Consider the following 26,846-nt stretch of genomic DNA (forward strand, 5'->3'; position numbering starts at 1 on the left):
ATTCCTTCAAGCGATACCTGATTTTAGGGGGACAAAGTGAACCGCCTCAAGAATGAGCCGCTCCAGTCCCCGTGAGGTCTTGTCGATGACGACAAGGGCTTGACCACCACTCGCTGATTGGGTTGGCGCCACGATGCGGCCGCCCACCGCGAGCTGCGCAATCCAGGCCTCGGGCACCGCCTCGCCGCCTGCCGCGGCAATGATGCCGGCATAGGGCGCGCCCTTGGCATAGCCGACCATCCCGTCGCCCAGCATCAGGTGCACCGTGGCCAAACGGAAGTGCCGCAGGTTGGCGCGCGCTCGCTCGTGCAGGCCACGCAGGCGCTCGATGCTGTAGACCTCGGTCGCAACATGATTCAGCACGGCCGCCTGGTAACCGCAACCGGTGCCGATCTCGAGCACGCGGCCCAGTTTGTCCTGCGGCTTTCCTGACAGTGCGGGTGCACCCATCAGCAGCTCGATCATGCGGGCCACCACGTTGGGCTTCGAAATGGTCTGTCCCAACCCGATCGGCAGGCTCGTGTCCTCGTAGGCCTGATTGACCAGCGCACTGTCGACGAAACGATGCCGCTCCACGGCCCCCATCGCGCGCAGAACACGCGGATCGGAAATACCTTGTGCCGCGAGCCTCTGCACCATGCGCGCGCGCACAGCATCAGACGCCATCGAGGGCGTGGAGTGCACCAAGGGCTTGGCCGGCACGGCGGGCATGCGCCCACGCGTGGCGGCAGAAGCAGTAGGTGTCAGGCGAACGGGGAAACTGGGCCGCTGTGTGGCCATGTCAGTTGCCGAGACGGGCCACCGTCTCGCGCCATTGGCCGAGGTTGGCGTGGTCGGTCAGGTCGATCTGCAGCGGTGTCAGCGCGATGTGGCCGGCTGCAGTGGCATGGAAGTCGGTGCCTTCGCCGCTGTCCTTGGCGCCGCCCGCGCCGGCGATCCAATACATGGTCTCGCCGCGAGGACTGTCCTGCGTGATCACCTTCTCAGCCGCGTGGCGACGGCCGAGCCGGCAGACCTTGACGGGCTTCAACTCGTCGAAAGGCAGGTTCGGCACGTTCACGTTGAGCAGGAAAGCACCGCCGTCGAGCATGCGTTCGCGTTCGATCTGCTGCACCAGTCGACGCGCCACCTGGGCGGCCGCATCCACATGTGCCCAGCCCTTTTCGATCTGCGAGAACGCAATGGCCGGAATGCCGAACAGATAGGCCTCCATCGCCGCACCGACCGTGCCCGAATAGATGGTGTCGTCGCCCATGTTGGCACCGTTGTTGATGCCGGAAACCACCAGGTCGGGCCGATAGTCGAGCAGGCCCTTGAGCGCGATGTGCACGCAGTCGGCTGGAGTGCCGGTCACATAGCGAAAGCCGTTGTGCGCCTCGCGCACGTAGAGCGGTGCCGCCAGGGTCAGCGCGTTCGACTTGGCACTGTTGTTGTGCTCGGGTGCAACCACCTCGACCTCGGCGATGTCCTTGAGCGCGTCGTGCAGCGCGACGATGCCCGGCGCCTGAAAGCCATCGTCGTTGGAAATTAGTATCTTCATGGTGTCCTGGATGCGCTCAGATTGTAGGCGTCGGGTGCGTCGCAGCAGGGACAAGCCCACCCCACCGCGCCACCTATCATCGCCCGCATTCATTGGCCGAACATTACCTACCCGAAGGAGACCCGAGCATGCACGCATGGCTTTGCGAAAACCCCACCGGCGTCGACGCGCTGACCTGGAAAGAACTGCCGACACCAACACCGGGCCCGGGTCAGGTGCTGATCGAAATCAAGGCGGCGAGCCTGAATTTCCCCGATCTGCTGATCGTGCAGAACAAATACCAGATGAAGCCGCCCCTCCCCTTCGTGCCGGGCTCTGAATATGCGGGCGTCGTCCAGGCGGTCGGCGATGGTGTCACGCACCTCAAGGTCGGGCAGAACGTGGCCTGCCTTTCGGGCACGGGTGGCTTCGGCACGCACACTCTGGCGCCAGCCGCGCTGTGCATGCCGCTACCTGAAGGCTTCGGCCACGTCGATGCGGCGGCTTTCATCATGATCTATGCCACATCGTGGCATGCACTGATGGACCGCGCGCAACTCAAGGCCGGCGAAACCGTGCTGGTGCTCGGCGCGGCCGGCGGCGTGGGCACGGCGGCCATCCAGATCGCAAAGGCTGCAGGGGCCAAGGTGATCGCAGCAGCCTCCACCGACGAGAAATGCGACCTTTGCCGCTCCATCGGTGCCGACGCGACGATCAACTACACGACACATGCGCTACCCAACGGTTTTCGCGACGCCATCAAGGCCGCCACCGATGGCAAAGGACCGGACGTCATTTACGACCCGGTGGGCGGTGATTTTGCAGAGCCGGCCTTTCGCTCCATCGGCTGGCGCGGCCGTTATTTGGTCGTCGGTTTTGCGTCCGGCCCGATTCCGTCGCTGCCATTGAATCTGACGCTGCTGAAAGGCGCTTCGCTGGTCGGCGTGTTCTGGGGCGATTTCGCCAAGCGAGAACCCAAGGCCAATGCACAGATGATGGCGGAATTGGCGCACTGGTACGGTCAGGGAAAGATCAAGCCAGTGATCGACAGCACGATGCCGATGGCGGAATTGAAGGCCGCATACGCCCACATGGGTTCGCGCGGCGTTAAAGGAAAACTGGTGATGGTGAACTGAGCGCGTCACCCCTCAACGCCCAATAAAAAAGCCCGCGCATGCGGGCTTTTTTATTGGGCATCTGCCCAGCGAAAACAGGGGCACTTACTTGATCTCGTAATCAGAAAGCGACTTGCCTGCGGCCAACGCCTCAGTCACCCAACGCGGCTTGCGGCCACGACCACCAGACCAGGTTTCGCCCGTCGGGCCGCGGTATTTGGCGGCAGCCTTGGCCGGAGCGGCTCCCGCACTGCGCTTGGCCGCGCCCACACGGCCGGTAAGTTTCAGATCGGAAGCCGTCAAACCGTATTCGGCGATCTTCTTGCGCAACTCTTCAACCACGCCTGCGCGTTCCTGGTTGCGCAGGTCTTCAGCCTGCTTGCGCAATTGCGCAATCTGCTCGTCATGCTTCTTGATCTGGGAATTGATATCGGCGAGGGTCGAAGCCATTGTTGGACTCCTGAAATTGAAAACGGGTGGATTTTAATTCAGTTTACATTTGCCACAAGTACCTTACCGCGCGAAAAAATTGGCGGCGCATTGCATTAATGCAACAACTCGCAACATAAAGCGCACCACTTTGGACGCGTTATATGCGAGTGAGATGGGGAAAAGAGTCCGCGGCGCGCAGGCAGAAGAAGAAGTTGCGGCAGCCAGAAATGGCAACGCCGGGGCAAGCCCGGCGCTGTGATCCTTTGAACGCTATTGCGCAATAGCACAAAGGAGATATGAGATATTTTTTGGGGTGGCTGATGGGACTCGAACCCACGACGACCAGAATCACAATCTGGGACTCTACCAGCTGAGCTACAGCCACCGCAGAGCCTACGATTGTAGCGTTAAAAATCGCGGTTTTGACGGCAGCAATCAATGGCGAGGCTTGAAAGCCACATTTTCACCCGGCCGCCATTGGCCCGCCCGGGGTCACACCCTCCTGAATCTTGATCGAGCCATCAGATCTCTCGTGCGTGCCGATCAACAGTCCGCTGGCAATAGCGTGTCCGTGCAAGGCATCGACGATTTCGTCGCGGCCGGGAGTGTCTGAAAGCTCCGGAACGCTTCCAAGCGCAAACAACTGGAACGCGTATCGATGGACCCCGTGCCCAGGAGGCGGGTCGGGCGGCAGCCAAGCTGCCTGCAGCGTCGAATTGCGCCCAACGTGCAATCCCGCGCCTTCGTTGCCCTGACTGGGAATGGCAGCCTCGGCCAGCGCCCCGCTGTCCGCCGCAAGATTCACCACGATGGCATGTACCAGCGGATTCGGCGTGGGTGAATCGGCGTCTTCCACAATCAGCAGCAACGACGCCGCGCCAGCCGGCAAGCCGGTCCACTGGAGCGGCGGCGATACGCCTTCGCCATCAGCGGTATAGCGCCTCGGCAGCGGCGCATGGTCCGCAAAGGCCACACTGGTGAGCGCAATGGAGGCCATCCCTTCCCGCATGCCGAGAGTGTTGAAGACGATGTTGTCCAGGCCGGCGCGCACACCCTGCAGCGCCTGGCCGATGACTTCGGGCAGTTTTTCGAGCATGCGAACGGTGTATCGCGGCGCTGGCAGCGGACCTGTAGGACGCGGCGCAGCCTCCACGTCACGAAGTCCGGCACAAATTCTCGTGTGCCTGTTCGATGTGCATCGCCGGCACCGGCACGCATATCGCTCCGCTATCATGAATGCGGCCCGCGCAGACGGGCATGGCTTCTGGCCACTTCCACCACTTCACCACCAAAGGAATTTCTTCATGAGCATCGTCTGGACTATTCTGATCGGGTTCGTCGTGGGTCTTGTGGCACGGGCCGTCAAGCCGGGCGACGACTCCGCAGGCTTCATCGTCACCACCATCATCGGCGTCGCAGGCTCGCTGATCGTCACGTACGTCGGCCAATCGCTGGGCTGGTACACCGCCGGCCAGGGCGCTGGCTTCATCGCCTCCGTGCTGGGCGCGATCGTGCTGCTCATCATCTACGGCCTGATCAAGCGCAAGAGCTGATGCAAAAAAGGGGCCGTGCCGCTCCGCGCGCACGGCCACTGTGATGCCCCGCAAACCACGCGCCAAGCATCATGTCTATGTCGTCGAACTCGACGACCGCGTATGGAACAACGGCCGCTTCAGGCGCGCCAACCCCGACTACCAACTCGGCAAGCCCTTCGTCTACGTCGGCATGACCGGCCTGGACCCCGACATCCGTTTCGACAAGCACAAGGCCGGCATCCAGGCCAACACCTTCGTGCAGGAGTTCGGCCTTCGCTTGCTGCCCGCGCTCTACGAACGCTACAACCCGATGACCTACGAAGACGCGCGCCTGATGGAGGTCGACCTCGGCATCGCGCTGCGCAAGGCCGGCTACGGCGTTTGGCAGGCCTGATGCGGCAAGCCTTCAGGAGTAGGTGATCCAGTCTTCATACGCCGGACCATCCAGGTGCGGCAGCGTGTTGTAGGTCACGAGCATGTGCCGCTTGGGCGTGAAGGCGAACTCGGTCACCGACGTATTGCGGATGCGCAGGTTGAGCTCGATCGTCGTCTCGGCGCTCGTACCGAGCACATGCCCCACTGCCGTGCTGATCGGCCCTCCGCTCGACACCACCAGTACCTTCGCGCCATGGTGCTTGTCACGCACGTGGTCGAGCGCCGTCGTCACTCCAGCCAGAAAGTCGACATAGCTCGGCATGCCCACTGGCGCCGTCTTGCCCTGCATCCACGCGCTCAACCCTTCGCGCAGCAGGCGGAAGTGATGGCGGTACATCTCGGGCGAATCGGGCTTCTGCAGCTTGCCTTCGTGGATGGTGGCGATGACCGCTTCGCTGTCGTACTCGTTGAGGCCGGGCCACGGCAACACATCGTCGCGCTCGAGACCAAGGCCCTTGGCGATGCCTTCCCACGTCTGGCGATGGCGCTTCAACGTGCCGGTGATGACGGCATCGAACTTCATGCCGCGCTCACGCCAGTACTCACCGAGGCGAACAGCTTGGCGATGTCCGAGTTCGCTCAGGTTGTCATAGTCGGCAGCGCCAAAGCTGGCTTGCCCGTGGCGCACGAGGTAGAGGGTTCCCATGCACGGGATTCTGGCAAGAAGCGAAGACGCCGCTTGTCCCTCGTGCGACCAATTCGCGCGGCCATGAAAAAAGCCCGAGCCTTTGATTGGCTCGGGCTTTGTCTGGCGACGCTCGTGTGTATCAGCGGCCCGCAGCAGTCGGCAGCGTTTCTGCCGGCTTCGGCACCAGGATCTCAGCCTTGAAGCGGTCCTTCAGCATGTTGTAGTAGGCGGCATCTTCAGCCGCGGACACGGACTGGCCGACCTGCGCCTGCTCCTGTTTTGCGAGCTCGGGTGGCGGCGGCGTACGCGGAACAATCTTGGTCACGCGGACCACGGAATAGCCCTGCGCGCCAAGGTCCACGCCCACGATCGCGGGCAGCTTGGAGCCATCCGCACGCAGCGCGGCGTCGATGACCGGCAGCGGCTGCGATTGCGCGTCGCGGCGCGACACTGTCACGGGTGCACCGAAGGTCGCGCCGTCCGCCTTGGCGGTCCACGCGGCGAGCTTGGCTTCGCCCTCGGTCTTGGCCAGCACCGCAGCGCGCTCGGTGACAAGCTGCGCACGGATCTTGTCCTTCACGTCAGCCAGCGGCACAGGATGTGCCGGCGCGTACTTCGTCACACGGCCCGATGCGAGCTGGCTGGGGCCGACTTCAATCGCTTCGGTGTTCTGCTTGCGGTCGAGCGAGTCGGCTGCGAACAGCGCGCTCAGGAAGTTGCGGCTGGCCAGCGGACCGGTGGCGCCCGGTGCAGGCAGGCGCGCGACGTTGTCGGCCGTCTTGATCGTGAGCTTCAGCTTGTCGGCGGCCGGCTTGAGGCTCTCGGGCGACTGGTAGACCGCATCGGTGAATGCTTCGGCGGCCTTCGCGAACTCCTGCGTCGCCTGCTGCGAGCGCATGTCGTTCTCGATGGTTGCGCGCACTTGCTCGAAGGGCGGCACCACAGCCGGCTTGATGTCGGTCAGGTGAATGATGTGGTAGCCGAATTCGGTTTCGATGACGCCGCTGATCTCACCCTTCTTGAGCGCGAACATCGCGTCCTCGAACGGCTTGACCATCGCGCCCTTCGTCACGAAGTCGAGGTCGCCGCCCTTCTCCGCCGAACCCGGGTCCTGCGAATTCTTGCGCGCAACTTCGGCGAAGGTGTTGGGCGCCTTCTTCACATCGGCCAGCAGTTGCTCGGCCTTGGCCTTGGCCTTTTCGCGGTCGGCGGCAGACATGCTGGCTGGCGCGGTGATCAGGATGTGGCTGGCGCGGCGCTCTTCCTTGGTGCCGAAGCGCGAGGCATTCTGTTCGTAATAGGTCTTGAGGTCGGCCTCGTTCACGACGACGTTCTTCTTGGCCGCCTCGAGGTCGAGCACGAGGTACTCGATGCTGGCCTGCTCGGGCGCCTGAAACTGTGCCGTGTGGTCCTTGTAGTAGGCCTCGATGTCGGCATCGCTCACCGCCACCTTCGATGCGAAGCTCTCGGGGCTGAAGCGGGCCACCTGGATTTCGCGGCTGTCGTAGAAAGCGTTGATGGTGGTGGCGGCCAGAGCAGGCGGTGTGAAGGCCGTGCCCGAAACGCCCAGCAGCACCTGCTGCGTTGCCATGTCGGAGCGCACCGACGCTTCGTACTGTTCAGGCGTGCGACCGGTCACACGCTGGAAAGCATCGCGGTCGAACTTGCCGTCGGGTGTACGGAACGCAGCCAGGCCGGTGTCCTGCGCAAACATGCGCGACAGGCGGTCTTCAGACACCGTCATGTTGGCCTTGGCAGCCGCTGCGGCCAGCACGCGGTCGCGCACCATGCGCTCCAGAGTGGCGTAGCGCAAGGCATCGGAGTCGAGCAGCGTCGGGTCGACGTTGGGCGATTGCTGGCGAATGCGATCGGTCTCAACGCGGTGCTGCTGATCCCATTCGGGCTTCGTTATGTCGTGGCCCTCGATGCGGGCTACCTTCTCGTCGCGACCGGAGCCCTGGTAGCGCTCGACACCGAAGAGCACGAACGAGGGAATGATCAGCAAGAACAAGAAAATCATGACGATCTTGTTGTACTTGCGGAAGAAATCAAACATGCTTGAACACTCTTTTTCGACGGCTGTCGGACGGCAATAAAAAAGGCGAACTTGTGGTTCGCCTTTGCATCGGGTGGTGGTGGGTGCTGAGGGGCTCGAACCCCCGACCTACGCCTTGTAAGGGCGCCGCTCTACCAACTGAGCTAAGCACCCCACCGGGAATACTTTCCGAGTCTAACGTCTTAGTTCAGCGCGTCTTTCAGCGCCTTGCCTGGACGGAACTTCGGGATCTTGGCTGCCTTGATTTTAATCGCGTCGCCGGTACGGGGATTTCGGCCGGTGCGGGCCGCGCGTTTGCCTACTGCGAAAGTGCCGAAACCGACGAGCGAAACGGAGCCGCCCTTTTTGAGCGTGGTACGAATGGCGCCGATGGTGGATTCGAGCGCACGGGTCGCTGCGGCTTTGGAAATATCGGCGTTCTTTGCGATGTGCTCAATCAGTTCGGTCTTGTTCACAAGGGCCCCTTGTAGAAAAAAAGTTGGTCGGCTTCCGTCAGCTGCGACCTGGCCGCAAACGGTGCGACTCAAGAGCCTGGCAGGCCTGACGCCTCGGCAGCGCACTGCCAGCGAGGATTACAACCACTGGTCTGCAGGGTGTCAATAAGACACAGAGCCATGCCGATCAGCGGAGCGCGCGATTTTAGGGGCCTTTCGTGAACTCCTTTTTCAAAGCGCCTCGGCGATCGCCTTGCCGAGGTCGCTGGTGCTGGCCGTCCCGCCGATGTCCGGGGTGCGTGGTGCTCCGCTTTGGGGCGCGAGCACCTTCTCGATGGTCGAAAGAATGGCGTCGTGCGCCTGTTTGTGGCCCAGAAACTCCAGCATCATCGCGCCGCACCAGATCTGCCCGATCGGGTTCGCGATGCCCTTGCCGGCGATGTCGGGCGCCGAGCCATGCACCGGTTCGAACAGCGAGGGCATGGTGCGCTCCGGGTTGAGATTGGCGCTCGGCGCGATGCCGATGGTGCCGGTACAGGCCGGGCCCAGGTCCGACAGGATGTCGCCGAACAGGTTGCTCGCCACCACCACGTCGAAGAAGTCGGGCCGCTGCACGAAGTGCGCGGTGAGGATGTCGATGTGGAACTTGTCGAGCGTGATGCCCGGGTAGTTCTTGCCCATCTCGGCCACGCGCTCGTCCCAGTACGGCATGGTGATCGAGATGCCGTTCGACTTGGTGGCGCTGGTCAGATGCTTCTTCGGCCGCGATTGAGCGAGCTCGAACGCGAACTTCAGTACCCGGTCGACGCCCACGCGCGACATCACGGTTTCCTGCACCACGATCTCGCGCGGCGTGCCCTGGTACATGCGCCCGCCGATGCTGGAGTACTCGCCCTCGGTGTTCTCGCGCACGATGTACATGTCGATCTCGCCGGGCTCGCGCGGCGTGCCGTCGCGCCGCACCACGGGCGCGATGATGCCGGGCATCAGGCGTGCCGGACGCAGGTTGACGTATTGGTCGAACTCGCGGCGGAACATCAGCAGCGAGCCCCACAGCGACACGTGGTCTGGAATTTTCTCGGGCCAGCCGACCGCGCCGAAGAAGATGGCGTCGTGCCCGCCGATCTGGTCCTTCCAGTTGTCGGGCAGCATCTGGCCGTGCTTCTCGTAGTAGTCCCAGCTCGAGAAATCGAAGTGGTCGAACTTCAGGTCGATGCCGAATTTGCGCGCCGCGGCATCGAGCACGCGCACGCCCTCGGGCATGGTTTCCTTGCCGATGCCGTCGCCGGCGATGACTGCGATTCTGTGGGTGCTCATGAGTTGGCTCCTGCGTGTGCGTGTTGTAGAGGTAGAAAGAATGCCTGGGCCTCGGCGAGCAACTCGTCCGGAGCCTCTTCGGGAACGTAGTGGCCGCACGGCAACGCACGGCCCGACACATCGGCGGCGCGGTCGCGCCACAGCGCGAGCACGTCGAAGGCCTTGCCGACTGCACCATGCTCGCCCCACAGCACGCGCAGCGGCTGCGCCAGCTGCCGGCCGGCGGCGATGTCTTCGCGGTCGTGCACGAGGTCGATGGTGGCGGAGGCGCGATAGTCCTCGCAGATGGATTCGGCGGTGCCCGCGATGGCGGCGCAGCGCTCGTATTCGGCCAGCACCTCGGGCGCAAAAGGCGCGAGGCCGGCATGCCGCCCGCCCATCACGCTGCGCACGTAGCGCACGGGGTTGGACGCAATCAGCGCCTCGGGCAGCGGCGGCGGCTGAATCAGGAAGAACCAATGCCAGTAGGCCTTGGCAAATGCTTCGGAAGTCTGCTCGTACATCGCAAGCGTGGGTGCAATATCGAGCAGCAGCATGCGCTCGACTGCTGCGGGATGGTCCATCGCGAGCCGATGAGCCACACGCGCGCCACGGTCGTGCGCCAGCACGCCGAAGCGCTCGAAGCCGTGATGCCGCATGGCGGCGAGTGCATCGAGCGCCATCTCCCGCTTGCTGTAGACCGCGTGTTCGACATCGGCCGCCGGCCGGCCCGAATCGCCGTAGCCGCGCAGGTCGACCGCGACCACCGTGAACCGCTCCATCAATGCCGGCGCCACGCGATGCCAGATCGCATGTGTCTGCGGATGACCGTGCAGCAGCAGCAAGGGAGCCCCGCTCCCGCCGATACGGCCGTGGATGCGCACGCCGTTGCGCTCGATGTCGAAAGTGGGAAGGGAAAGAAAAGAGGCCGTCACGGGAACGATTGTGCGTTGCGCCTCCACGATCATCAAGCAACAATCAGTCAATTCATACTTTCTGATCTGGCATGAATCAACCCTCGATGGACCGCGGCGACCTCGCACTGGTACTGGCCATTCGCGACCACGGCAGCCTGGCGGGCGCGGCAGCCACGCTCGATGTCGTGCCCTCCGTCATCACCAAGCGGCTGGGCGCGCTCGAAGCCCGCCTGGGCCAGCGCCTGTTCGACCGCACCACCCGGCGGCTCAGCGTCACCGCCGAAGGCGAGGCGGTCTGCCTGCATGCGCGAACGCTGCTCGACGGCTTTGCCGCACTCGAAAGCGAGCTCGGCGAACGCCAGAACGAGCTGACCGGCACAGTCCGTCTGGCCGCGACATTCGGCTTCGGCCGGCGCTGGCTCGGACCGGCGGTGGCGGCCTTTCAGGCGCGGCACCCCGCGCTGCAGATCGAGCTGATGTTGACCGAGCAGCTGCCCGACCTCGGCGCCGAAGGCTACGACGGCGCGGTCTGGCTCTGGGCCGTGCAGCAGCGCCATGCGGCCGACTGGGTCTCGCGGCGCATCGCGCGCAACCAGCGCGTGCTGGCGGCGTCGCCCGGCTACCTGAAGCGCCGTGGCACGCCGGCCACCGTCGAGGCACTGGCTTCGCACGATTGCCTGGTCGCCCGCGAGAACGGCGATGCCAGCCAGCGCCAGTACGCGCTCTGGACCCTGCGCCATGCGCGCGACGGCAGCACGGCGCGCGTGCGTGTTCAAGGGCCGCTGGCCAGCAACTCGGGCGAGATGGTGCGCGACTGGTGCGTGGCCGGGCACGGCGTCATGCTGCGCAGCCTGTGGGACATCGCACCGCAACTCGCGAGCGGCGAACTCGTGCGCGTGCTGCCGCAATATGCGATGGCGGAAGCCGACATCCACTGGATCGCGCCCTGGCGGCCGAAGACGCCGCGCCGCGTGCGCCTGCTGGTCGATCACCTCGTGGAGCAGTTCCGCGGCGAGCCCTGGAAGCCCGGCAAGGCCGGCGCACGTTAAGAAACCGGCCGCTCAGCGCCCGCTGCGCACCACGAGACTCACACCCACCGCGGTGAGCGCAATGCCCAGCACTGTCACCAGCGTGATCGGCTCGGAGAACAGCAGCCATGCCATCACCGCCGTGCAGGGCGGCACCAGGTACAGCAGGCTCGTGACGGCCGTCGCCGTGCCGCGCTGGATCAGCATGTAGAGCAGCGAACTGCCGCCCAGCGACAGCGCCAGCACCGACCACGCCATCGCGCCGCCCGAGTACGCGTTCCATTCGATGCCTTGAGACTCCAGCGCAGCGAACGGCAGCGTGACCAGCAGCGCCGCCGCCATCTGCACGGCGCTGGCACTGCGCACGTCACAGGGCGCGACGAAACGCTTCTGATAGAGCGTGCCCGCTGTGATACACAGCAGCGCCATCACCACCAGTGTCATCGTCAGCGCATTGACCTCGGCGCCCTGCCCGAACTTGCGCGACACCACGAGCACCAGCCCCGCAAAGCCCAGCACGAGCCCGGCCCACTGCCGGCCCGAGATGCGCCCGCCGTTGAACGACATCCACACCGCCGTCAGCACCGGCTGGATGCCGACCAGCAATGCCACCAGCCCCGCGCCCATGCCGGCATGCACCGCGGCCCACACGCCGCCCAGGTAGCCCGCCTGCATCAGGATGCCCGTGACCGCCAGGTGCCCCCACTGCGCGCGCTGCCTCGGCCACTCGACCCGCGCCAGCGCGACCCACACGCCGAAGCACACCAGCGACAAGGCGAAGCGCACGGCCAGGAACTTGAGGGGTGGCGCATACGGCATGCCGTAGCGCGCGACGATGAAGCCCGTGCTCCAGATCAGCACGAAGACCGCCGGCATCGCCCGCAGCCAGCCCCCGCCGGGGGCCGTGGCCGCCGAGGTCATTTGGTGCGGGCCCGGATTTCCGGAATGGCCTTCTGCAGGTAGTACACCATCGACCAGATGGTGAGCACGGCCGAGATCCAGATCAGCCACTGGCCCCAGACGCCGGTGTCGATCACCTTGAACAGGCGCCCGTCATAGAGCAGGAACGGAATGGCGATCATCTGCACGGTCGTCTTGACCTTGCCGATCATGTGGACCGCCACGCTCTTGCTGGCGCCGATCTGCGCCATCCATTCGCGAAGCGCCGAGATGGCGATCTCGCGGCCGATGATGATCAGCGCCACGAACACGTCGGCCCGGTTCAGGTGCACCAGCACCAGCAGCGAGGCACACACTAGGAACTTGTCGGCCACCGGATCGAGAAAGGCCCCGAAGGCCGAGGTCTGATTGAGCCGGCGTGCCAGGAAGCCGTCGAGCCAGTCGGTTGCCGCGAAGACGATGAACATGACCGTGGCGATCAGGTTGCGCATCGGCTCGGCCATCGGCAGGTAGAACACACCGACGATCAAAGGGATCGCGACGATGCGCGTCCAGGTCATGATGGTCGGTAGTGTCCAGAACATCGCTTGATTGTGTCATGGCGGAAGTAACCCCCTTCGGGGGTCACGTCCTCAATGCAACGCCTTGTAGATTTCCTCCGCCAGGTCGGAGGCAATGCCCTCGACCGACGCGATGTCTTCCACGCTTGCCGCAGCCACGCCGCGGATGCCGCCAAAGCGCTGCAGCAGCCGCGCACGCCGCTTCGGCCCGATGCCCGGAATGTCTTCGAGCTGGCTGCCGCCCACCCGCACCTTGGCGCGCTTGGCCCGCATGCCGGTGATGGCGAAGCGGTGCGCCTCGTCGCGGATCTGGGCCACCAGCATCAACGCGGCCGAGTCCTTGCCCAGGTAGACCTTCTCGCGGCCGTCGGCGAACACGAGTTCTTCGAGTCCGACCTTGCGGCCTTCGCCCTTCTCGACCCCAACGATCAGCGACAGCGGCAGACCCAGCTCGCCAAACACTTCGCGCGCCATCGACACCTGCCCCTTGCCGCCGTCCACCAGCACCAGGTCGGGCATGCGTGCGGTCCGGGGCTTCGGCGGCGCGTCTGTGTCGTCGCTTTCGGCGTCACCCGGAGGCAAGGCATCGGTCTCGGCTGCCATGGCCTCTGCCAGCTTGCCGTAGCGACGATGCAGCACCTGACGCATGGCCGCATAGTCGTCGCCAGGCGTGATGCCTTCGATGTTGTAGCGGCGGTACTCGCGGTTCTGCATGGTGTGGTGCTCGAACACCACGCACGAGGCCTGCGTCGCCTCGCCCGCGGTGTGCGAGATGTCGAAGCATTCGACGCGGAAGTTGTCGAGGTCGTCCGATGCCAATTCGAGCGCATCGACCAGCGCGCGCGTGCGCGCCTGCTGCGAGCCCTCTTCGGCCAGCAGCCGGGCCAGCTGCAGCTTGGCATTGGTCTCGGCCATTTCCAGCCAGTGCCGGCGCTGCTCGTGCGGCTGGAACACCGCCGTCACGCGCGCGCCGGCCTGCTGCGAAATCGCCTCGATCAGCTCGCGGCTCACCTGCTCGCTCAACACCAGCGTGGCAGGCACAGGCACGTCGATGTAGTGCTGCGCGATGAAGGCCTCGAGCACCTGCACTTCGATCGGGTCGGCGGCAACGGGCGGCGCATCGTCTCCATCGTCGTCAAGTTCGCCATGATGGATCTGCGCCGCGTCTTCCACGTGCACGGGAAAGTATGGCCGGTCGCCCAGGTGCCGGCCGCCGCGCACCATCGCGAGGTTCACGCAGGCCTTGCCGCCCTGCACCTTCACAGCCAGGATGTCCACGTCCTTGTCGGACGCGATCTCGATCGACTGCTGGTGCAGCACGCGCGAGATGGCCGACATCTGGTTGCGCAGTTCGGCCGCCTGCTCGAACTCGAGCTTCTCGGCATGCGCCGTCATGCGCTGTTCGAGCTTCGAGAGCACGAGTTGCGTGTCGCCCATCAGGAAGGCTTCGGCGCTGGCCACGTCCTGCGCATAGGCCTCGGGCGCGATATAGCCGACGCACGGCCCGCTGCAGCGCTTGATCTGGTACAGCAGGCAAGGCCGCGTGCGGTTGGCATACACGGTGTCCTCGCAGGTGCGCAGGCGAAACACCTTCTGCAGCAGCTGGATTGATTCCTTCACCGCCCAGGCGGTCGGGTAGGGACCGAAGTACCGGTGCTTCTTGTCGACCGCGCCGCGGTAGTAGGCCAGCCGGGGGAACTGGTGCGACGCGATCTTGAGATAGGGATAGCTCTTGTCGTCGCGAAACAGGATGTTGTAGCGCGGCTTGAGCGTCTTGATCAGGTTGTTTTCGAGCAGCAGCGCCTCGGCCTCGGAGCGCACCACCGTGGTTTCCATGCGCACGATCTTCGAGATCATGTGGCCGATGCGGGTGCCGCCGTGGCTCTTCTGGAAGTAGTTGGCAACCCGCTTCTTGAGGTTGCGCGCCTTGCCCACGTAGAGCACCGCGCCCGCCGCATCGAAATAGCGGTAGACGCCGGGCAGCTGCGGCAGGGCCGCGACTTCGCTTAGCAATTGATCGGAATGCACGTCTGACATGGCGGCTATTGTGGCGCGCGGCACGCGGTGCGGCGCCCGCCTGCGCGCAAACCCCGACGTTGCTGGAATGGAATGTGCTGAAGATGGCTACGGGCGCGAGGAGCGCCCGTGGTTTTTCAACATACCTACCCGGGAAATCCACATGAACAAAAACAACAGACGCGTCTGGTGGGCGCTCTCGCCCATCGCCCTCTCGCTGGGCCTGGCGGGCTGTGGTGGCGCCTCCAGAAACGACGCCCAAGACACGGCAACGATTCTTGCAACCATCGCCGCGATCAACGCGGCCAACCAGCCGCCCGCGCCCGACAACGGCTGCCTCACCTCGACAGGCAATTCATCCGTGGTGGTCGGCTCGGGCGACGCAGGCGACCCGGCTGCACCCGAGGCGGCGTCGGGCTATGCGCCGGGCCACAAGCTGGTGTATGCCAAGACTTACATGGTGGTGGCCAACCATCCGCTCGCCACCCGCGCCGGCTGCGACGTGCTGAAGGCCGGCGGCAGCGCCGTCGATGCGGCAGTGGCCGTGCAGGCCGTGCTGGGCCTGGTCGAGCCGCAATCCAGCGGCCTGGGCGGCGGCGCCTTCATGCTCTATTACGACGCCGCGACCAAGAAAGTGCAGGCCTACGACGGCCGCGAAACCGCGCCTGCCGCCGCCAACGAGAACTACCTGCGCTACATCGACCCGACCGGTGCCGACACCACGCCGCCTCTGCCCGGCGGCGCGCGCGCCAGCGGCCGCTCCATCGGCACGCCCGGCGCAGTGCGCATGCTCGATCTCGCCTACCAGGATCACGGCAAGCTGCCGTGGAAAGACCTCTTCGGCTACGGCATCACGCTGGCCTCCGACGGCTTCCTGATCGGCGGACGCATGGCCGCCGCCATCTCGTCGTCGGCCACCAGCCTGAAGCGCGACGCCGAAGCCACGGCCTACTTCTTCAACGCCGACGGCACGCCGAAGGCGCTGGGCACGCGGCTGCAGAACCCGGCCTACGCGAAGACGCTGACCACCATCGCCACGCAGGGCGCCAACGCCTTCTACACGGGCGACGTCGCCAAGGGCATCGTCGACAAGATCGGCATCACCACCGCCGCGAACGACGGCTCGGCCATCACACCCGGCATGACCACGCTGACCGACCTGGCCAACTACAAGGCCAAGCGGCGCGACCCGGTCTGCGGCACCTACCGCGACTACTACGTGTGCAGCATGTCGCCGCCGTCCTCGGGCGGCATCGCGGTGGTGGCGAGCCTGGGCATTCTCGAGACCTTCAACATGGGCCTGTACAAGCCGACCGCCATCGACATCGAAGGCGGCAAGCCGACCGTGATGGGCGTGCACCTGGTGAGCGAGGCCGAGCGCCTGGCCTACGCCGACCGCGACAAGTACGTGGCCGACACCGACTTCGTCCCGCTGCCCGGCGGCTCGGTCGACACGATGATCAACAAGCCCTACCTGCAGAGCCGCGCCAGCCTCATCAGCCTGACGAAGAGCATGGGCGTCGCGCAGGCCGGCAACCTGGGCGCGGTGCCGCTGGGCATCGACAAGACCGAGGAGCACGGCACCACGCACTTCACCATCGTCGACAAGCAGGGCAACGTGGTCTCGATGACCACCACGGTGGAAAGCACGCTGGGCTCGTTCCACATGACGCAGGGCTTCATGCTGAACAACCAGCTCACCGACTTCTCGGCCAATCCGAACGACACGGTCGACCCCAGCATCAAGGTGGCCAACCGCGTCGCGCCCGGCAAGCGCCCGCGCAGCACGATGGCGCCGACGCTGGTGTTCAAGAAGCAGAGCGACGGAAGCATGGGCGAATTCGTCATGGGCACCGGCTCGCCCGGCGGCGGCACCATCATCCAGTTCGTCGTGAAGACGGTGGTCGGTGCGCTCGACTGGGGGCTCGACGCACAGCAGGCCACCTCACTGGTCGACTTCGGCGCCTCCAACAGCGCGACCACCAACGTCGGCGGTGAGCATCCGAACATCGACGCGACGAACTCGGGCCTCAACGATCCGCTGGTCGCCGGCCTGATCGGGCTCGGTCACAAGGTGTCTGTATCGGCGCAGTCCAGCGGCGTGAGCACCGTCATCCGCACCAGCGTCGGTGGCAAGACGGTGCTGACCGGCGGCGCCGACCCGCGGCGCGAAGGCATCGTGCTGGGCGATACCTTCACGCCCTGAGGGTCTTGAAGGCGCCGCTTACTACTTCGCGAGTTCGCTGACCAGCCGATACAGGAACTCGCGGCCGTCGTACAGCCGCTGGATCTCGATGCGCTCGTCGAGTCCGTGCGCCCGCGCATCGGCCGGCTCCAGGAACATGCCGGTCACGCCGTACATCGGGATGCCCGCGTTGCGCATGAAGCGGCTGTCGGTGGCGCCGGTGCTCATGGCGGGCACCACTGGCACACCAGGCCACATCTGCTGCGTGATCGACTCCACCGTCTTCACGAGGTCGCCGTTCAGCGGCGACGCCGGGCTGCGCAGCGGCTTGCCCAGGTTGCGCACCACGATCTTGTCGTTGCCGATGGCCTGGGTCAGCAGGCGCTCCACTTCCTCGGGGTCGTCGTGCGGCAGGATGCGGCAGTTGACCGTGGCCTTGGCCGATTGCGGCAGCGCGTTCTCCGCGTGGCCGGCCTGCACCATCGTCGCGACGCAGGTGGTTCGGAACTGTGCGCTGTAGGCCGGGTTGGCCGACATGCGCTCGATGACTGCGGGATCGGGATTGCCGTTGCCCACCGCGCGCATGTCGTCGGCCAGCTGGCCGGTGGCGAACGGTGCGCTGCGCGCGAAGTAGGTCTTGGTGACGTCCGCAAGCTTCACCGGAAAGCTGAAATTGCCCAGGCGCTCCAGGCCCGCTGCGAGCGCATAGATCGGGTTGTTCTTCGTCGGCACCGAGCTGTGGCCGCCCACGTCGCGCGCCTCCAGCATGTAGGTGGTGTACATCTTCTCGGCCACCTGCATGCGGTGCAGGTTCGGCTTGCCGCCGCGCAGCTCGCCGCCTCCGCCTTCGTTGATGCCGAACTCCGCCTGCAGCAGCTCGGGCTTGTTGTTGATGAGCCAGAAGGCGCCGTTGCTGAGCGCATCGCCGCGCTCTTCGTCGGCAGTCAGCGCGAGGATGATGTCGCGCTTGGGCTTGAAGCCCTCCTGCTTCAGTTGCCCCACCACGGAGACCAGTGCCGCAGCCATCGCCTTGTCGTCGATGGCGCCGCGGGCGGTGAAGTAGCCGCCGGTTTCCTGCAGCTTGAAGGGGTCGGTCTTCCAGTCTTCGCGGCGGGCCTCGACCACGTCGATGTGGGCCAGCAACAGCAGCGGCTTCTTGCTGCCGTCGCCCTTGAAGCGCAGCACCAGGTTGCCCTTCTTCGGGAAGGGTTCGAAGATCTGGACGTCGCCGGGCGCGAAGCCAGCATCGACCAGACGCTTTTCCATGGCGCGCGCCGCCACGGTGTTGTCGCCCACCGAATGGGTGGTGTTGATCTCGATCAGCTCTTTGTAGATGTCGTGAAAGCGCTGCTGCTGCGGTGTGAGCGCAGGAGCCGAAGTCTGGGCCGACGCACCGGCCATGCCGCACAAGGCCAGCGACAGGGCGAGCACGGTTCTCGCGGAACGAAAGGACAGGGGCGAGCGGCGACGGGTCTGCATCCTCATGGGTTCTCTCTCCAGTGGTGGTTGTGCCGTCAGCATAGCAAGCACGGCCAGCGGCCCGGCAGTCGAAGACAGGCACACTCGCGGCCATGCAATCCAGGCAATGGGACATCTTCTGCAAGGTCATCGACAACCATGGCGACCTCGGCGTCTGCTGGAGGCTGGCCTGCCAGCTGGCAGCGATTGGTGAACGCGCGCGGCTGTGGGTCGACGACGCATCGGCTCTGCTCTGGATGGCGCCCAAGGCTCGCACCGGCCGTGACGGCGTGGAGGTGATCGACTGGCTCGATCCCGCCGCACTTCAGGCGGCCGTGGCAGGGCCGGCGCCCGATGTGCTGATCGAAGCCTTCGGCTGCGAGCCGGCGCCGGAACTGATCGCCCGCTTTGCCGAAGGGCCGGGCCTTGCATGGATCAACCTCGAATACCTGTCGGCCGAGCCGTATGTGGAACGGCTTCACGGGCTGCCTTCGCCGGTGTTCAAGGGCCCTGGCGCCGGGTTGACGAAGCGCTTCTTCTATCCAGGCTTCACCCCCGCTACGGGAGGACTGCTACGGGAACCCCATCTGATGGAACGCCGGGCGCGTTTCGACCGCACGCAGTGGCTGGCTGCACAGCAGATCCCGTGGCAGAACCACGAGCGGCTGGTGTCGCTCTTCTGCTACGAGCCGCCCGCGCTGGCCGCCCTGCTGGCCCGGCTGGCGGAAGGCCCAGAGCCCACGCGCCTGCTGGTGACGGCGGGCCGTGCCACGCGGGCAGTCCAGGCATGCTTTGCGAGCACCCCATTGCCCCACGGGCGCGGTGCGCTATCAATTTCATACCTTCCCCACCTCACGCAACCCGATTTCGACCACCTGCTGTGGGCCTGCGACCTGAACTTCGTTCGCGGCGAAGATTCGCTGGTGCGCGCCCTCTGGGCCGGCGCGCCGCTGGTCTGGCAGATCTACCCGCAGGACGACGATGCCCACCACGTCAAGCTGAATGCCTGGCTGGACTGGCTCGGCGCCCCGCCCTCGCTGCGGCTTTTTCACCACGCCTGGAACGGCTTCGGCGACAGCGCCCTGCCCGCACCGGAAACGCAGGGCCCGTGGCGCGAAACGGCCCTGGATGCCCGCACGCGGCTGCTAGCGCAGGATGATCTGGTCACGCAACTGCGGAAACTGATCGCCCAAAAAAGCTAAAATAGTGGGCTTTGCGGATTTCGGCCCGGATCTCATCGATCCGAGATGCTCTCCGCTAAACCTGCCGCGGGACCTGTACCGCGGGGCCAGACATAGCGGCAAACGTCCAAATAATCGAGACGGTCGCCGATGGCCCCGTGCACCGAGCGGCCAACATCCAGAGACCCTGTTATGAAAATCGCTCAAGAAATCCGCGCCGGCAACGTCATCATGCACGGCAAGGACCCGATGGTTGTCCTCAAGACCGAATACAGCCGCGGCGGCCGCAACTCCGCCACCGTGCGCATGAAGATGAAGAGCCTGATCGCCAACTTCAACACCGAAGTGGTTTTCAAGGCCGACGACAAGATCGACCAGATCGTGCTCGAGAAGAAGGATTGCACCTACTCCTACTTCGCCGACCCGATGTACGTCTGCATGGACGCCGACTACAACCAGTACGAAGTCGAAGCCGAAAACATGGGCGACGCCCTGAACTACCTCGAAGACGGCATGGCTGTCGAAGTGGTGTTCTACGACGGCAAGGCCATCTCGGTCGAACTGCCGACCAGCGTCGAGCGAGAAATCACCTGGACCGAACCCGCCGTCAAGGGCGATACCTCGGGCAAGGTGCTCAAGCCCGCCAAGATCGCCACCGGCTTCGAAGTGCCGGTTCCCCTCTTCGTCTCGCAAGGCGACAAGATCGAAATCGACACGCGCACCGGCGAATACCGCAAGCGCGTCTGAGTCTCGGCTTCACCGCTGACCACACCCTCGAAAAAGGCTCCGAAAGGAGCCTTTTTTGTTTGGTGGGCATGGTGGTTGCAACGCTGCACAATCTCCAAGGTACTTCTGTCTGGTTTCCCCATGAACAACACGCACAACATTCACGACAAACGCCTGGCCGATGCCTGGGCCACGCTCCGGTCCCATGCCGACCAGGGCCTGCCGCTCGACCCCGATCCCTCGCGCATCGCCTTCGCCGACCCTGAATTCCTGCTGCGCCGCGAGACGCGCGGCATCCGCATGCAGCTCGAGCTGATGAAGCCCGACATCGAGCAGCGCGCCCATGGCATCGAGAACACCGTGGTGGTGTTCGGCAGCGCCCGCTTTCGCAGCGAGGAAGACGCCGCCGCCATGATCGCCCAGGCCGATGCCAGCGGTGACGCAGCAGCGTCCGAGCGCTGGCGCCGGCTCGCGCGCAACTCACACTACTACGAGAAGGCGCGCGCCTTCGGCAAGCTGGTCGCCCAGTACAGCAACGACAAGGAACCGCAGGACAAGCTCTTCGTCTGCACCGGCGGCGGCCCCGGCATCATGCAGGCGGCCAACCGCGGCGCGCACGAGGGCGGCGGCCTCTCCGTCGGCCTGGCCATCGCGCTGCCGATGGAAGAAGAAGCCAACCCGTACGTCACGCCGGCGCTGAGCTTCAAGTTCCACTACTTCGCCATCCGCAAGATGCATTTCATGATGCGTGCGAAGGCGCTGGTGGCGTTCCCGGGCGGCTTCGGCACGCTCGACGAGCTCTTCGAGGTGATCACGCTGGTGCAGACGAAGAAGTCGAAGCCGGTGCCGATCGTGCTGTTCGGCTCGGATTACTGGAAGCGGCTGATCGACTTCGACTTCCTGGTCGAAGAGGGCGTGATCTCGCCGGGCGACGTGAAGCTCTTCGAGTACGTCGACGCGCCGGAAGATGCGTGGAGCGCAATCAAGCGCTTCTACAAGCTCTGAGTTGCGTCTGATTCAGTCGGCGCTGTCATCCTCGGCCGGATGCAGCGCCTGCTCGAGGAATCTCGTGAGCGTGCGCGCGCGGCGCTTGCGCTCCGCCTCGCCGGTCTGCCCCACCGCCACCGCGTCGTCGGCCACGCCGTGCAGCGCATTGAAGAGGATCACAGCGGTGAGGGTCGCATCCTCCACGTCCCAGAAGCCGGCGGCATCGCCCTGCTTCAGCAGCCCGACCAGTTGCGTGATGACCGCGTTGTCGTTGCGCATGCGGCGGTCTTCGGGCCGGTACTCGTGGAACACCACGTCGTGCAAGGCGACGTTGTCCAGATAGGTTTCGAGCCCCGTTTCGACCCAGGCCTTCAGGCGCTCGTGGTAGTTGTCGGGCCGATGGCGGTCCATGGCCTCCTGCAGCCGCGCGCAGAAGGTGTCGACAAAGCGCTGCTGCAATGCGCCGAGCATCGCCTCCTTCGACGGGAAGTACAGATAGAAGGTGCCTTTGGCCACCTGCGCGCCGGCCGCGATGTCGTCGATGCTGGTGGTGGCGATGCCCTTCGCGATGAAGAGGCGCTCGGCGGCGTCCATCAACGCGGCGGCGCGCGTTTCGGGTGCCTTGGTGCGGCGGCGTGGCGCGGCCTCTCCCTCGGGAGATGCGGGAATCGTGACGGTGTCGCTGCTCTTGACCATCGGCTGCCTCAGGAAACGGCTGCCGCCAGGCGGGCCGAGCGGATCGCCGCACGCACAGCCGCCAGATCGAAAGGCAGGCCGCGCGGCGCCATTACGCGCTCGCCGAGCCACACCAGTGCGTCGTCGGCGTCGGCAAAGATGCTGGCGGGCACGCCGAAGAGTTTCTCGACATTCATCTTGCGCATTTTCTCGTACTGGTCGGCGGGCACCACGCTCGCCATGCCCATCATATGGCTGCGGATGTCGGCACCGCGCTCCTGCAACCATTGCCTGGCGCTCTGCGCGCTGCCTTCGGGGTGGACCAGCGCATCGGCGTCGGCGAACACGCGCAGAGAGGCGAAGGGTTCGCCGCGGTCGAGCCAGCGGTTCCAGTCCTCGGTGAAGGCCTGCATGCCTTCGAGTGTCTGAAGCCCGGCCGAGACGCTGATGACGAGGGGCCATTGGCTGAGTTCGTGATGGGTCATGAAAAGCTCCTTGGGAAAAATCGAACGAAGACGCGCACGAAAGCGCACCGGCACGTATGCGGCGGGCATGGCTGGACGAAGCCTCAGGCGCGCGCGGGCAATGCGGCGGCACGGGGCCGCACGCTCACGAGCAGCCCCGCCGCCAGCAGGCCGGCAATGCCGGCGCAAGCCACGGCGGCGTGGAAGCCCCCAGCCAGTGCGCTGGCCAGGAGGCTGTGCGCGGTGGACGCATCGAGCGAGGCCAGCGCGCCCAGGTCGTGCCGGCCCACCGCCGCGGCGGCGGCCTGCCGCGCGTTGGCCAGGCCCGCCTGCCCGAGCGCATCGGCAAGCAGCGAGGTGGCGCGCGTGCTCATCAGCGTGCCGAGCAGCGCGATGCCGATCAGCATGCCGGCCTGGCGCAGCGCGTTCATCGTGGCCGAGGCCATGCCCGAGCGCTGCGCCGGCACCGACGCCATCACGGCCGTGCTCGTGGCCGGCACGGCAAGGCCGGTGCCCGCGCCGAGGAACACGAACAGCAGCGCCAGCAACGCATAGGACGTGTCGGCGGAGAACAGCGTCAGCAGCAGCATCGCGCCGCCGATGAGCCCGTAGCCCGCCACCATCAGCGTGTGCACGTCGAAACGTTTCGCGAGACGGCCGAACTGCGAGGCCACGACGCCGGTCGCAACGAACTGCGGCACCAGCCGCCAGCCAGTGTCACTGGGCGACCAGCCCTGCACCTGCTGCAGGAACAGCGAGAAGAAGAACAGGCTGGCGTACGCCGAGAACCCGAGCACTAACGACGCGAAATTGGTGACCGAGAAGCGCGCATCGCGGAACAACCCGAGCGGCAGCAATGGCCGCGCCACGCGCGCCTCCACCATCAGGAACAGCGCGAGCCCGATGGCGGCCGCCACCAGCGCGCTCGCGGCCTGCACCGAACTCCAGCCATGCTCGCCCGCCGCGATCAGCCCGTAGGTCAGCGCGCCCAGCCAGAGCACGCTGAGCACCTGGCCGACCGGGTCGAGCGCCGCATGTTCGGGATGCGAGCTTTCCTTGATGCCCCAGAGCCCCAGCCCCACCGTGAGCAGCCCGATCGGAATGTTGATGAGGAAGATGCTCTGCCAGCCCGCATGGTCCACCAGCAGCCCGCCGAGCAGCGGCCCGAGGACCAGCGACAGCGCCGAGAATGAGGACCAGCCGCCGATCACCCGCGCCCGCGCGACCGGCTCCGGAAACGCATGCGCCAGCAGCGACAGCGCGCCTGGAATCATCAGCGCGCCGGCCACGCCCTGCACCGCCCTGCCCGCCAGCAGGATCGGCAGGCTGCCGGCCATCGCGCACATTGCCGAGCCGATGGTGAACACGGCCACGCCGGCCAGCCACGCGCGCTTGCGGCCGTAACGGTCGCCCAGCGGCCCCGCCGACAGCATGAAGGCCGAGAGGCACAGCGCGTAGATGTCGATCACCCACTGCAACCCGGCGAGGTCGGTGGAAAGCGCCCGCTGCAGCGTGGGCAGCGCGACGTTGACGATGCTCACGTCGAGCGTGGCGATGAAGCTGCCGAGGTACACCGCGGCAACCAGCGCGAGACGGCGGCGCGGGTCGGCCGCAGCCTGAATGGGGGAGTCCATGGACGCCTTCAAGGTCGTTGAAGAAGGCGCCGATACTGACTTCAGGTCAGTAAATTGTCAATCAGATGAGAATTAATCGCATTTGGAACGTGGATTTGGCGCCCTCGCCCCATCAGACCTTGAGACCCCAGGTCGCGCGCGCGCCAATCGCCACCACGCCCCCAACCACCCAGAACACGCCACCGATGCCGATCAGCGCGCCGAGCGAGCCGAACAACATCGGCATTGCCACGCTCGACGCATTGATGGTCATGAGCCGCAGGCCCAGCGCCTCGCCATGGCGGGTGTGCGGCGTGATCTGGTGGAGCATGCTCATCACCATCGGCTGCACCGCACCCAACGCAAACCCGAGCACCACCGAGCAGATGCCCATGGTCCAGGCCGAGTCCAGCAGCGGATAGATCGCGAACACCATCGCCGTGACCGCCGTCGAACTCAGGATCACGCTGCGCTCCGATGCCCGCGACGCAATCACCGGCAGCACCACGCGGATGACCGCCGCCGCGATGGCGAAGGCGCCCAGGATCGAGCCGATCACCGAAGCGCTGATGCCCCGGTCGTGCCCCAGCACCGGCAGCACGAAGGCGTGCACGTCCCAGCTCGACGACTGCAGCCAGTTCACGAACAGCAGGCGGCGGAACATCGGCTCGCGCAGCAAGTCCCAGGCGCGCGTCGGCTTGGCGCCCGCCACGGGGGCGGTGGGCGGCGGCTCGTGCGCGCCGCGTGCGAGCATCCAGCAGAGGATGGGTAGCGCCGCCATCACGGCGAAGCAGATGCGGAACGCGAGCATGTCCGCAGGCGCACGGCCCGCATGGTCGATCAGCATGCCGGCCAGGAACGGCCCCACGAAATTGGCCACGGCCGGCGCGATGGCGAGCCAGCTGAAAACGCGCTTGAGCTGCGTCGGGTCGGTAGCCGAGCGCCCCACATGCCGCTGCAGCGCGATGACCGTCGCTCCCGTGGCGCCGCCGGTCAGCAGGGCCGCGACGCACATCACCGGAAAGATCGGGAAGATCACCACCAGCCCCGCGCCGACAACCGCCGCGATGACCGACAACCACAGCGGCCGCTTGAAGCCGTATCGATCGGCAAAGCGCCCTGCCGGCAAGGCGAGAAAAACCTGGGTCAGCGCAAACAGCGAGATCAGCACGCCGACCGCCAGCGCGCTGTACCCCTGTTGAAGTGCCAGCAGCGGCGTGGCGAGCCGCATGCCGGCCATGGTGGCGTGCAGGCACACCTGGGCGCCGATGACACGCAACAGTTCGGAGCCTTTCACGGGGTGTCTTCGCCCTCGCTGTCGGATTCGGCGTCAGTGCCAGCCGTGGGCGGCAGCAGCGCCTGGGCCTGCGCCTCGGGCAGCGCCTCGACCTTGCGCAGCGCCAGGCGCATCTGCCGGGCGCGCGTGTCGGCCTTGTCGAGCGTGTCCGAAGCCTTGGCCACCTGCTCCTTGATGCGCGCGACCCATTCGCCATAGCGCTCGAACTCGGTCTTCACCGCGCCCAGCACTTTCCAGACCTCGGACGCCTGCCGCTCCAGTGCCAGGGTGCGAAAGCCCATGTGCAGGCTGTTGAGCATCGCGAGCAAGGTGGTCGGGCCGGCCAGCGTCACGCGATGCTGGCGCTGCACCGCATCCATCAGGCCGGGCCGGCGCAGCACCTCGGCATAGAGGCTTTCGACGGGCAGGAAGAGGATGGCGAAGTCGGTGGTGTGCGGGGCCGCGAGGTAGTTGTCGGCAATCGACTTGGCCTCGGTGCGGATGCGCGCTTCGAGCGCCTTGGCAGCCAGCTCGGCGCCCCCGGCATCGGCTCGTTCGTGCGCATCGATGAGCCGCTCGTAGTCGTCGCGCGGGAACTTGGCGTCGATGGGCAGCCAAACCGGTGCGCCGTCATCGCCGCGGCCCGGAAAGCGGATCGCGAAATCGACGCGCTGCCCGCTGCGCGGCTTGGTCTCTATCTGCTTGGCGTACTGGTCGGGCGTGAGCACCTGTTCGAGCAGCGCTTCGAGCTGCACCTCGCCGAAGATGCCGCGCGTCTTCACGTTGGTCAGCACGCGCTGCAGGCTGCCGACGCCCACGGCCAGCGTCTGCATTTCGCCAAGGCCCTTGTGCACCTGCTCGAGCCGGTCGGCCACCTGCTTGAAGCTTTCGCCAAGGCGCGCTTCGAGCGTGCTCTGCAGCTTCTCGTCGACGGTCTTGCGCATCTCGTCGAGCTTGGCTGCGTTGGTCTGCTGCAGCTGCGCGAGCTGCGTTTCCATCGTCTCGCGCACTTCCGACAGGCGCCGTGCGTTCGATTCGCTCAGGCCCTGCAGCTGGGTGTTGAGCGTGTCGGCCAGCGTCTTCTGCAGTGACGCGAGCTGCAGCGAGAAGGCATCGAGCTGCGCGTTCTGCGTGCGCGTGGCTTCGGCGCCCTGCTGCACCAGCGCCTGCTGGAAGGTGGCGAAGGCCTGTGCGGTTTCCTGCCGCGCACCGCGCGAGCTTTCGCCGATGTCGTTGCGCAGCTCGCGCTCGGTGCGTTCGTTGGCCGAGCCCAGCGCGGCCAGCACGCGCAGCAGGTCGCCGTGGTCGGCCGGGGCCTGCTGGCGGGCCAGCAGCCAGATCACCAGCACGAGCTGGATGACCGCGAGTACGGCCAGTGCAATAAGAACCAGTGAAGTGTCCAAGGTTGCG

26 protein-coding genes and 2 tRNA genes are annotated in these 26,846 nt (G+C 65.7%); 8 read left to right on the forward strand and 20 right to left on the reverse strand.

The annotated features are described in order from the left end of the window. Window positions 1–6 precede the first annotated feature (6 nt). Entirely contained in the window at window positions 7–780 is a 774-nt protein-coding gene (locus tag ACN9MV_RS21315) for a protein-L-isoaspartate(D-aspartate) O-methyltransferase (RefSeq protein ID WP_426389338.1), read from the reverse strand. A 1-nt stretch (window position 781) separates the two neighbouring features. Further along, window positions 782–1,540 carry a 5'/3'-nucleotidase SurE gene (gene surE / locus ACN9MV_RS21320; protein ID WP_093051172.1) on the reverse strand — a complete coding sequence of 253 codons (759 nt, stop codon included), beginning with the start codon at window positions 1,538–1,540 and terminating at the stop codon, window positions 782–784. 128 nt (window positions 1,541–1,668) lie between these two features. Between surE and ACN9MV_RS21325 the strand changes: the two genes are divergently transcribed. Continuing rightward, entirely contained in the window at window positions 1,669–2,655 is a 987-nt protein-coding gene (locus ACN9MV_RS21325) for an NADPH:quinone oxidoreductase family protein (protein WP_426389339.1), read from the forward strand. Between the two features lie 84 nt (window positions 2,656–2,739). On the opposite strand, the gene ACN9MV_RS21330 is transcribed toward ACN9MV_RS21325, so the two are convergent. From ACN9MV_RS21330 to ACN9MV_RS21340, 3 genes are all read right to left on the reverse strand, one after another. Continuing rightward, window positions 2,740–3,084 carry an H-NS family nucleoid-associated regulatory protein gene (locus ACN9MV_RS21330; RefSeq protein WP_093051178.1) on the reverse strand — a complete coding sequence of 115 codons (345 nt, stop codon included), beginning with the start codon at window positions 3,082–3,084 and terminating at the stop codon, window positions 2,740–2,742. A gap of 291 nt (window positions 3,085–3,375) precedes the next feature. Beyond that, window positions 3,376–3,451 (reverse strand) — tRNA-His (locus tag ACN9MV_RS21335). Window positions 3,452–3,529: 78 nt separating this feature from the next. Beyond that, the gene (locus tag ACN9MV_RS21340) at window positions 3,530–4,162 is read right to left on the reverse strand and encodes a YbhB/YbcL family Raf kinase inhibitor-like protein (RefSeq protein ID WP_093051182.1); all 633 of its coding nucleotides are present in this window, start codon (window positions 4,160–4,162) and stop codon (window positions 3,530–3,532) included. A 208-nt stretch (window positions 4,163–4,370) separates the two neighbouring features. On the opposite strand from ACN9MV_RS21340, the gene ACN9MV_RS21345 reads away from it, so the two are divergent. Together ACN9MV_RS21345 and ACN9MV_RS21350 are read left to right on the forward strand one after the other, a co-directional pair. Then, the gene (locus tag ACN9MV_RS21345; protein WP_007830716.1) at window positions 4,371–4,619 is read left to right on the forward strand and encodes a GlsB/YeaQ/YmgE family stress response membrane protein; all 249 of its coding nucleotides are present in this window, start codon (window positions 4,371–4,373) and stop codon (window positions 4,617–4,619) included. Between the two features lie 43 nt (window positions 4,620–4,662). Then, on the forward strand, window positions 4,663–4,995 hold the full coding sequence (locus ACN9MV_RS21350; protein WP_093051185.1) for a hypothetical protein: 333 nt from the start codon (window positions 4,663–4,665) through the stop codon (window positions 4,993–4,995). Window positions 4,996–5,007: 12 nt separating this feature from the next. Here ACN9MV_RS21350 and ACN9MV_RS21355 read toward each other — a convergent pair whose 3' ends face one another. The 6 genes from ACN9MV_RS21355 to ACN9MV_RS21380 form a co-directional block, all read right to left on the reverse strand. After that, window positions 5,008–5,682, reverse strand: a complete 675-nt coding sequence (locus tag ACN9MV_RS21355) for a histidine phosphatase family protein (RefSeq protein ID WP_354339338.1) — start codon at window positions 5,680–5,682, stop codon at window positions 5,008–5,010. A 121-nt stretch (window positions 5,683–5,803) separates the two neighbouring features. Further along, complete coding sequence (locus tag ACN9MV_RS21360) at window positions 5,804–7,720, reverse strand: SurA N-terminal domain-containing protein (RefSeq protein WP_426389341.1); 1,917 nt, start codon at window positions 7,718–7,720, stop codon at window positions 5,804–5,806. A gap of 77 nt (window positions 7,721–7,797) precedes the next feature. Then, window positions 7,798–7,873, reverse strand: a tRNA-Val gene (locus tag ACN9MV_RS21365). 29 nt (window positions 7,874–7,902) lie between these two features. Further along, a complete protein-coding gene (locus ACN9MV_RS21370) occupies window positions 7,903–8,175 on the reverse strand; it encodes an HU family DNA-binding protein (RefSeq protein ID WP_007830705.1) in 273 nt (90 codons plus the stop codon). 210 nt (window positions 8,176–8,385) lie between these two features. Next, window positions 8,386–9,471: a tartrate dehydrogenase gene (locus ACN9MV_RS21375; protein WP_093077705.1), complete on the reverse strand. Its 1,086-nt coding sequence runs from the start codon at window positions 9,469–9,471 to the stop codon at window positions 8,386–8,388. Beyond that, window positions 9,468–10,418: an alpha/beta fold hydrolase gene (locus ACN9MV_RS21380; protein ID WP_426393190.1), complete on the reverse strand. Its 951-nt coding sequence runs from the start codon at window positions 10,416–10,418 to the stop codon at window positions 9,468–9,470. Before ACN9MV_RS21380 ends, ACN9MV_RS21375 begins: the two co-directional genes overlap by 4 nt. A 38-nt stretch (window positions 10,419–10,456) precedes the next feature. Here ACN9MV_RS21380 and ACN9MV_RS21385 point away from each other — a divergent pair, with 38 nt between their 5' ends. After that, on the forward strand, window positions 10,457–11,416 hold the full coding sequence (locus tag ACN9MV_RS21385; RefSeq protein ID WP_093051196.1) for a LysR substrate-binding domain-containing protein: 960 nt from the start codon (window positions 10,457–10,459) through the stop codon (window positions 11,414–11,416). Between the two features lie 12 nt (window positions 11,417–11,428). Here ACN9MV_RS21385 and ACN9MV_RS21390 read toward each other — a convergent pair whose 3' ends face one another. From ACN9MV_RS21390 to uvrC, 3 genes are read right to left on the reverse strand one after another with little or no spacing between them, the layout of a single operon-like run. Continuing rightward, window positions 11,429–12,316, reverse strand: coding sequence for a DMT family transporter (locus tag ACN9MV_RS21390; RefSeq protein ID WP_093051199.1), 888 nt, complete (start codon window positions 12,314–12,316; stop codon window positions 11,429–11,431). Continuing rightward, window positions 12,313–12,879, reverse strand: a complete 567-nt coding sequence (gene pgsA / locus ACN9MV_RS21395) for a CDP-diacylglycerol--glycerol-3-phosphate 3-phosphatidyltransferase (RefSeq protein ID WP_093051202.1) — start codon at window positions 12,877–12,879, stop codon at window positions 12,313–12,315. Before pgsA ends, ACN9MV_RS21390 begins: the two co-directional genes overlap by 4 nt. A gap of 48 nt (window positions 12,880–12,927) precedes the next feature. Beyond that, window positions 12,928–14,892, reverse strand: a complete 1,965-nt coding sequence (gene uvrC, locus ACN9MV_RS21400; RefSeq protein WP_093051205.1) for an excinuclease ABC subunit UvrC — start codon at window positions 14,890–14,892, stop codon at window positions 12,928–12,930. Between the two features lie 142 nt (window positions 14,893–15,034). Here uvrC and ggt point away from each other — a divergent pair, with 142 nt between their 5' ends. Continuing rightward, window positions 15,035–17,077, forward strand: a complete 2,043-nt coding sequence (ggt, locus tag ACN9MV_RS21405) for a gamma-glutamyltransferase (protein ID WP_093077707.1) — start codon at window positions 15,035–15,037, stop codon at window positions 17,075–17,077. Between the two features lie 21 nt (window positions 17,078–17,098). Here the strand turns inward: ggt and ACN9MV_RS21410 are convergent, their stop codons facing one another. Beyond that, window positions 17,099–18,541 (reverse strand): M20/M25/M40 family metallo-hydrolase, encoded by a 1,443-nt coding sequence (locus tag ACN9MV_RS21410; RefSeq protein ID WP_093077708.1) that lies wholly within the window; start codon window positions 18,539–18,541, stop codon window positions 17,099–17,101. 86 nt (window positions 18,542–18,627) lie between these two features. On the opposite strand from ACN9MV_RS21410, the gene earP reads away from it, so the two are divergent. The 3 genes from earP (at window position 18,628) to ACN9MV_RS21425 (ending at window position 21,426) form a co-directional block, all read left to right on the forward strand. Next, window positions 18,628–19,716 (forward strand): elongation factor P maturation arginine rhamnosyltransferase EarP, encoded by a 1,089-nt coding sequence (gene earP / locus ACN9MV_RS21415; RefSeq protein WP_093077710.1) that lies wholly within the window; start codon window positions 18,628–18,630, stop codon window positions 19,714–19,716. 171 nt (window positions 19,717–19,887) lie between these two features. After that, window positions 19,888–20,442 (forward strand): elongation factor P, encoded by a 555-nt coding sequence (efp, locus tag ACN9MV_RS21420; protein ID WP_007830687.1) that lies wholly within the window; start codon window positions 19,888–19,890, stop codon window positions 20,440–20,442. Between the two features lie 120 nt (window positions 20,443–20,562). Then, the gene (locus ACN9MV_RS21425) at window positions 20,563–21,426 is read left to right on the forward strand and encodes a TIGR00730 family Rossman fold protein (RefSeq protein ID WP_093051216.1); all 864 of its coding nucleotides are present in this window, start codon (window positions 20,563–20,565) and stop codon (window positions 21,424–21,426) included. 12 nt (window positions 21,427–21,438) lie between these two features. Here the strand turns inward: ACN9MV_RS21425 and ACN9MV_RS21430 are convergent, their stop codons facing one another. The 5 genes from ACN9MV_RS21430 to rmuC all read right to left on the reverse strand — a co-directional run bounded on the left by ACN9MV_RS21430 (window position 21,439) and on the right by rmuC (window position 26,839). Next, window positions 21,439–22,104, reverse strand: coding sequence for a TetR/AcrR family transcriptional regulator (locus tag ACN9MV_RS21430; RefSeq protein ID WP_093077714.1), 666 nt, complete (start codon window positions 22,102–22,104; stop codon window positions 21,439–21,441). An 8-nt stretch (window positions 22,105–22,112) separates the two neighbouring features. After that, window positions 22,113–22,568 (reverse strand): hypothetical protein, encoded by a 456-nt coding sequence (locus tag ACN9MV_RS21435; protein WP_354337763.1) that lies wholly within the window; start codon window positions 22,566–22,568, stop codon window positions 22,113–22,115. A gap of 83 nt (window positions 22,569–22,651) precedes the next feature. Continuing rightward, the gene (locus tag ACN9MV_RS21440) at window positions 22,652–24,181 is read right to left on the reverse strand and encodes an MFS transporter (RefSeq protein ID WP_426389344.1); all 1,530 of its coding nucleotides are present in this window, start codon (window positions 24,179–24,181) and stop codon (window positions 22,652–22,654) included. A 112-nt stretch (window positions 24,182–24,293) separates the two neighbouring features. Beyond that, window positions 24,294–25,457: an MFS transporter gene (locus tag ACN9MV_RS21445; RefSeq protein ID WP_093077717.1), complete on the reverse strand. Its 1,164-nt coding sequence runs from the start codon at window positions 25,455–25,457 to the stop codon at window positions 24,294–24,296. Continuing rightward, window positions 25,454–26,839: a DNA recombination protein RmuC gene (rmuC, locus tag ACN9MV_RS21450; protein ID WP_426389346.1), complete on the reverse strand. Its 1,386-nt coding sequence runs from the start codon at window positions 26,837–26,839 to the stop codon at window positions 25,454–25,456. Before rmuC ends, ACN9MV_RS21445 begins: the two co-directional genes overlap by 4 nt. Between the last annotated feature and the right edge of the window lie 7 nt (window positions 26,840–26,846).

This window comes from Variovorax sp. R-27 (assembly GCF_049913215.1).
GTDB lineage: Bacteria > Pseudomonadota > Gammaproteobacteria > Burkholderiales > Burkholderiaceae_C > Variovorax.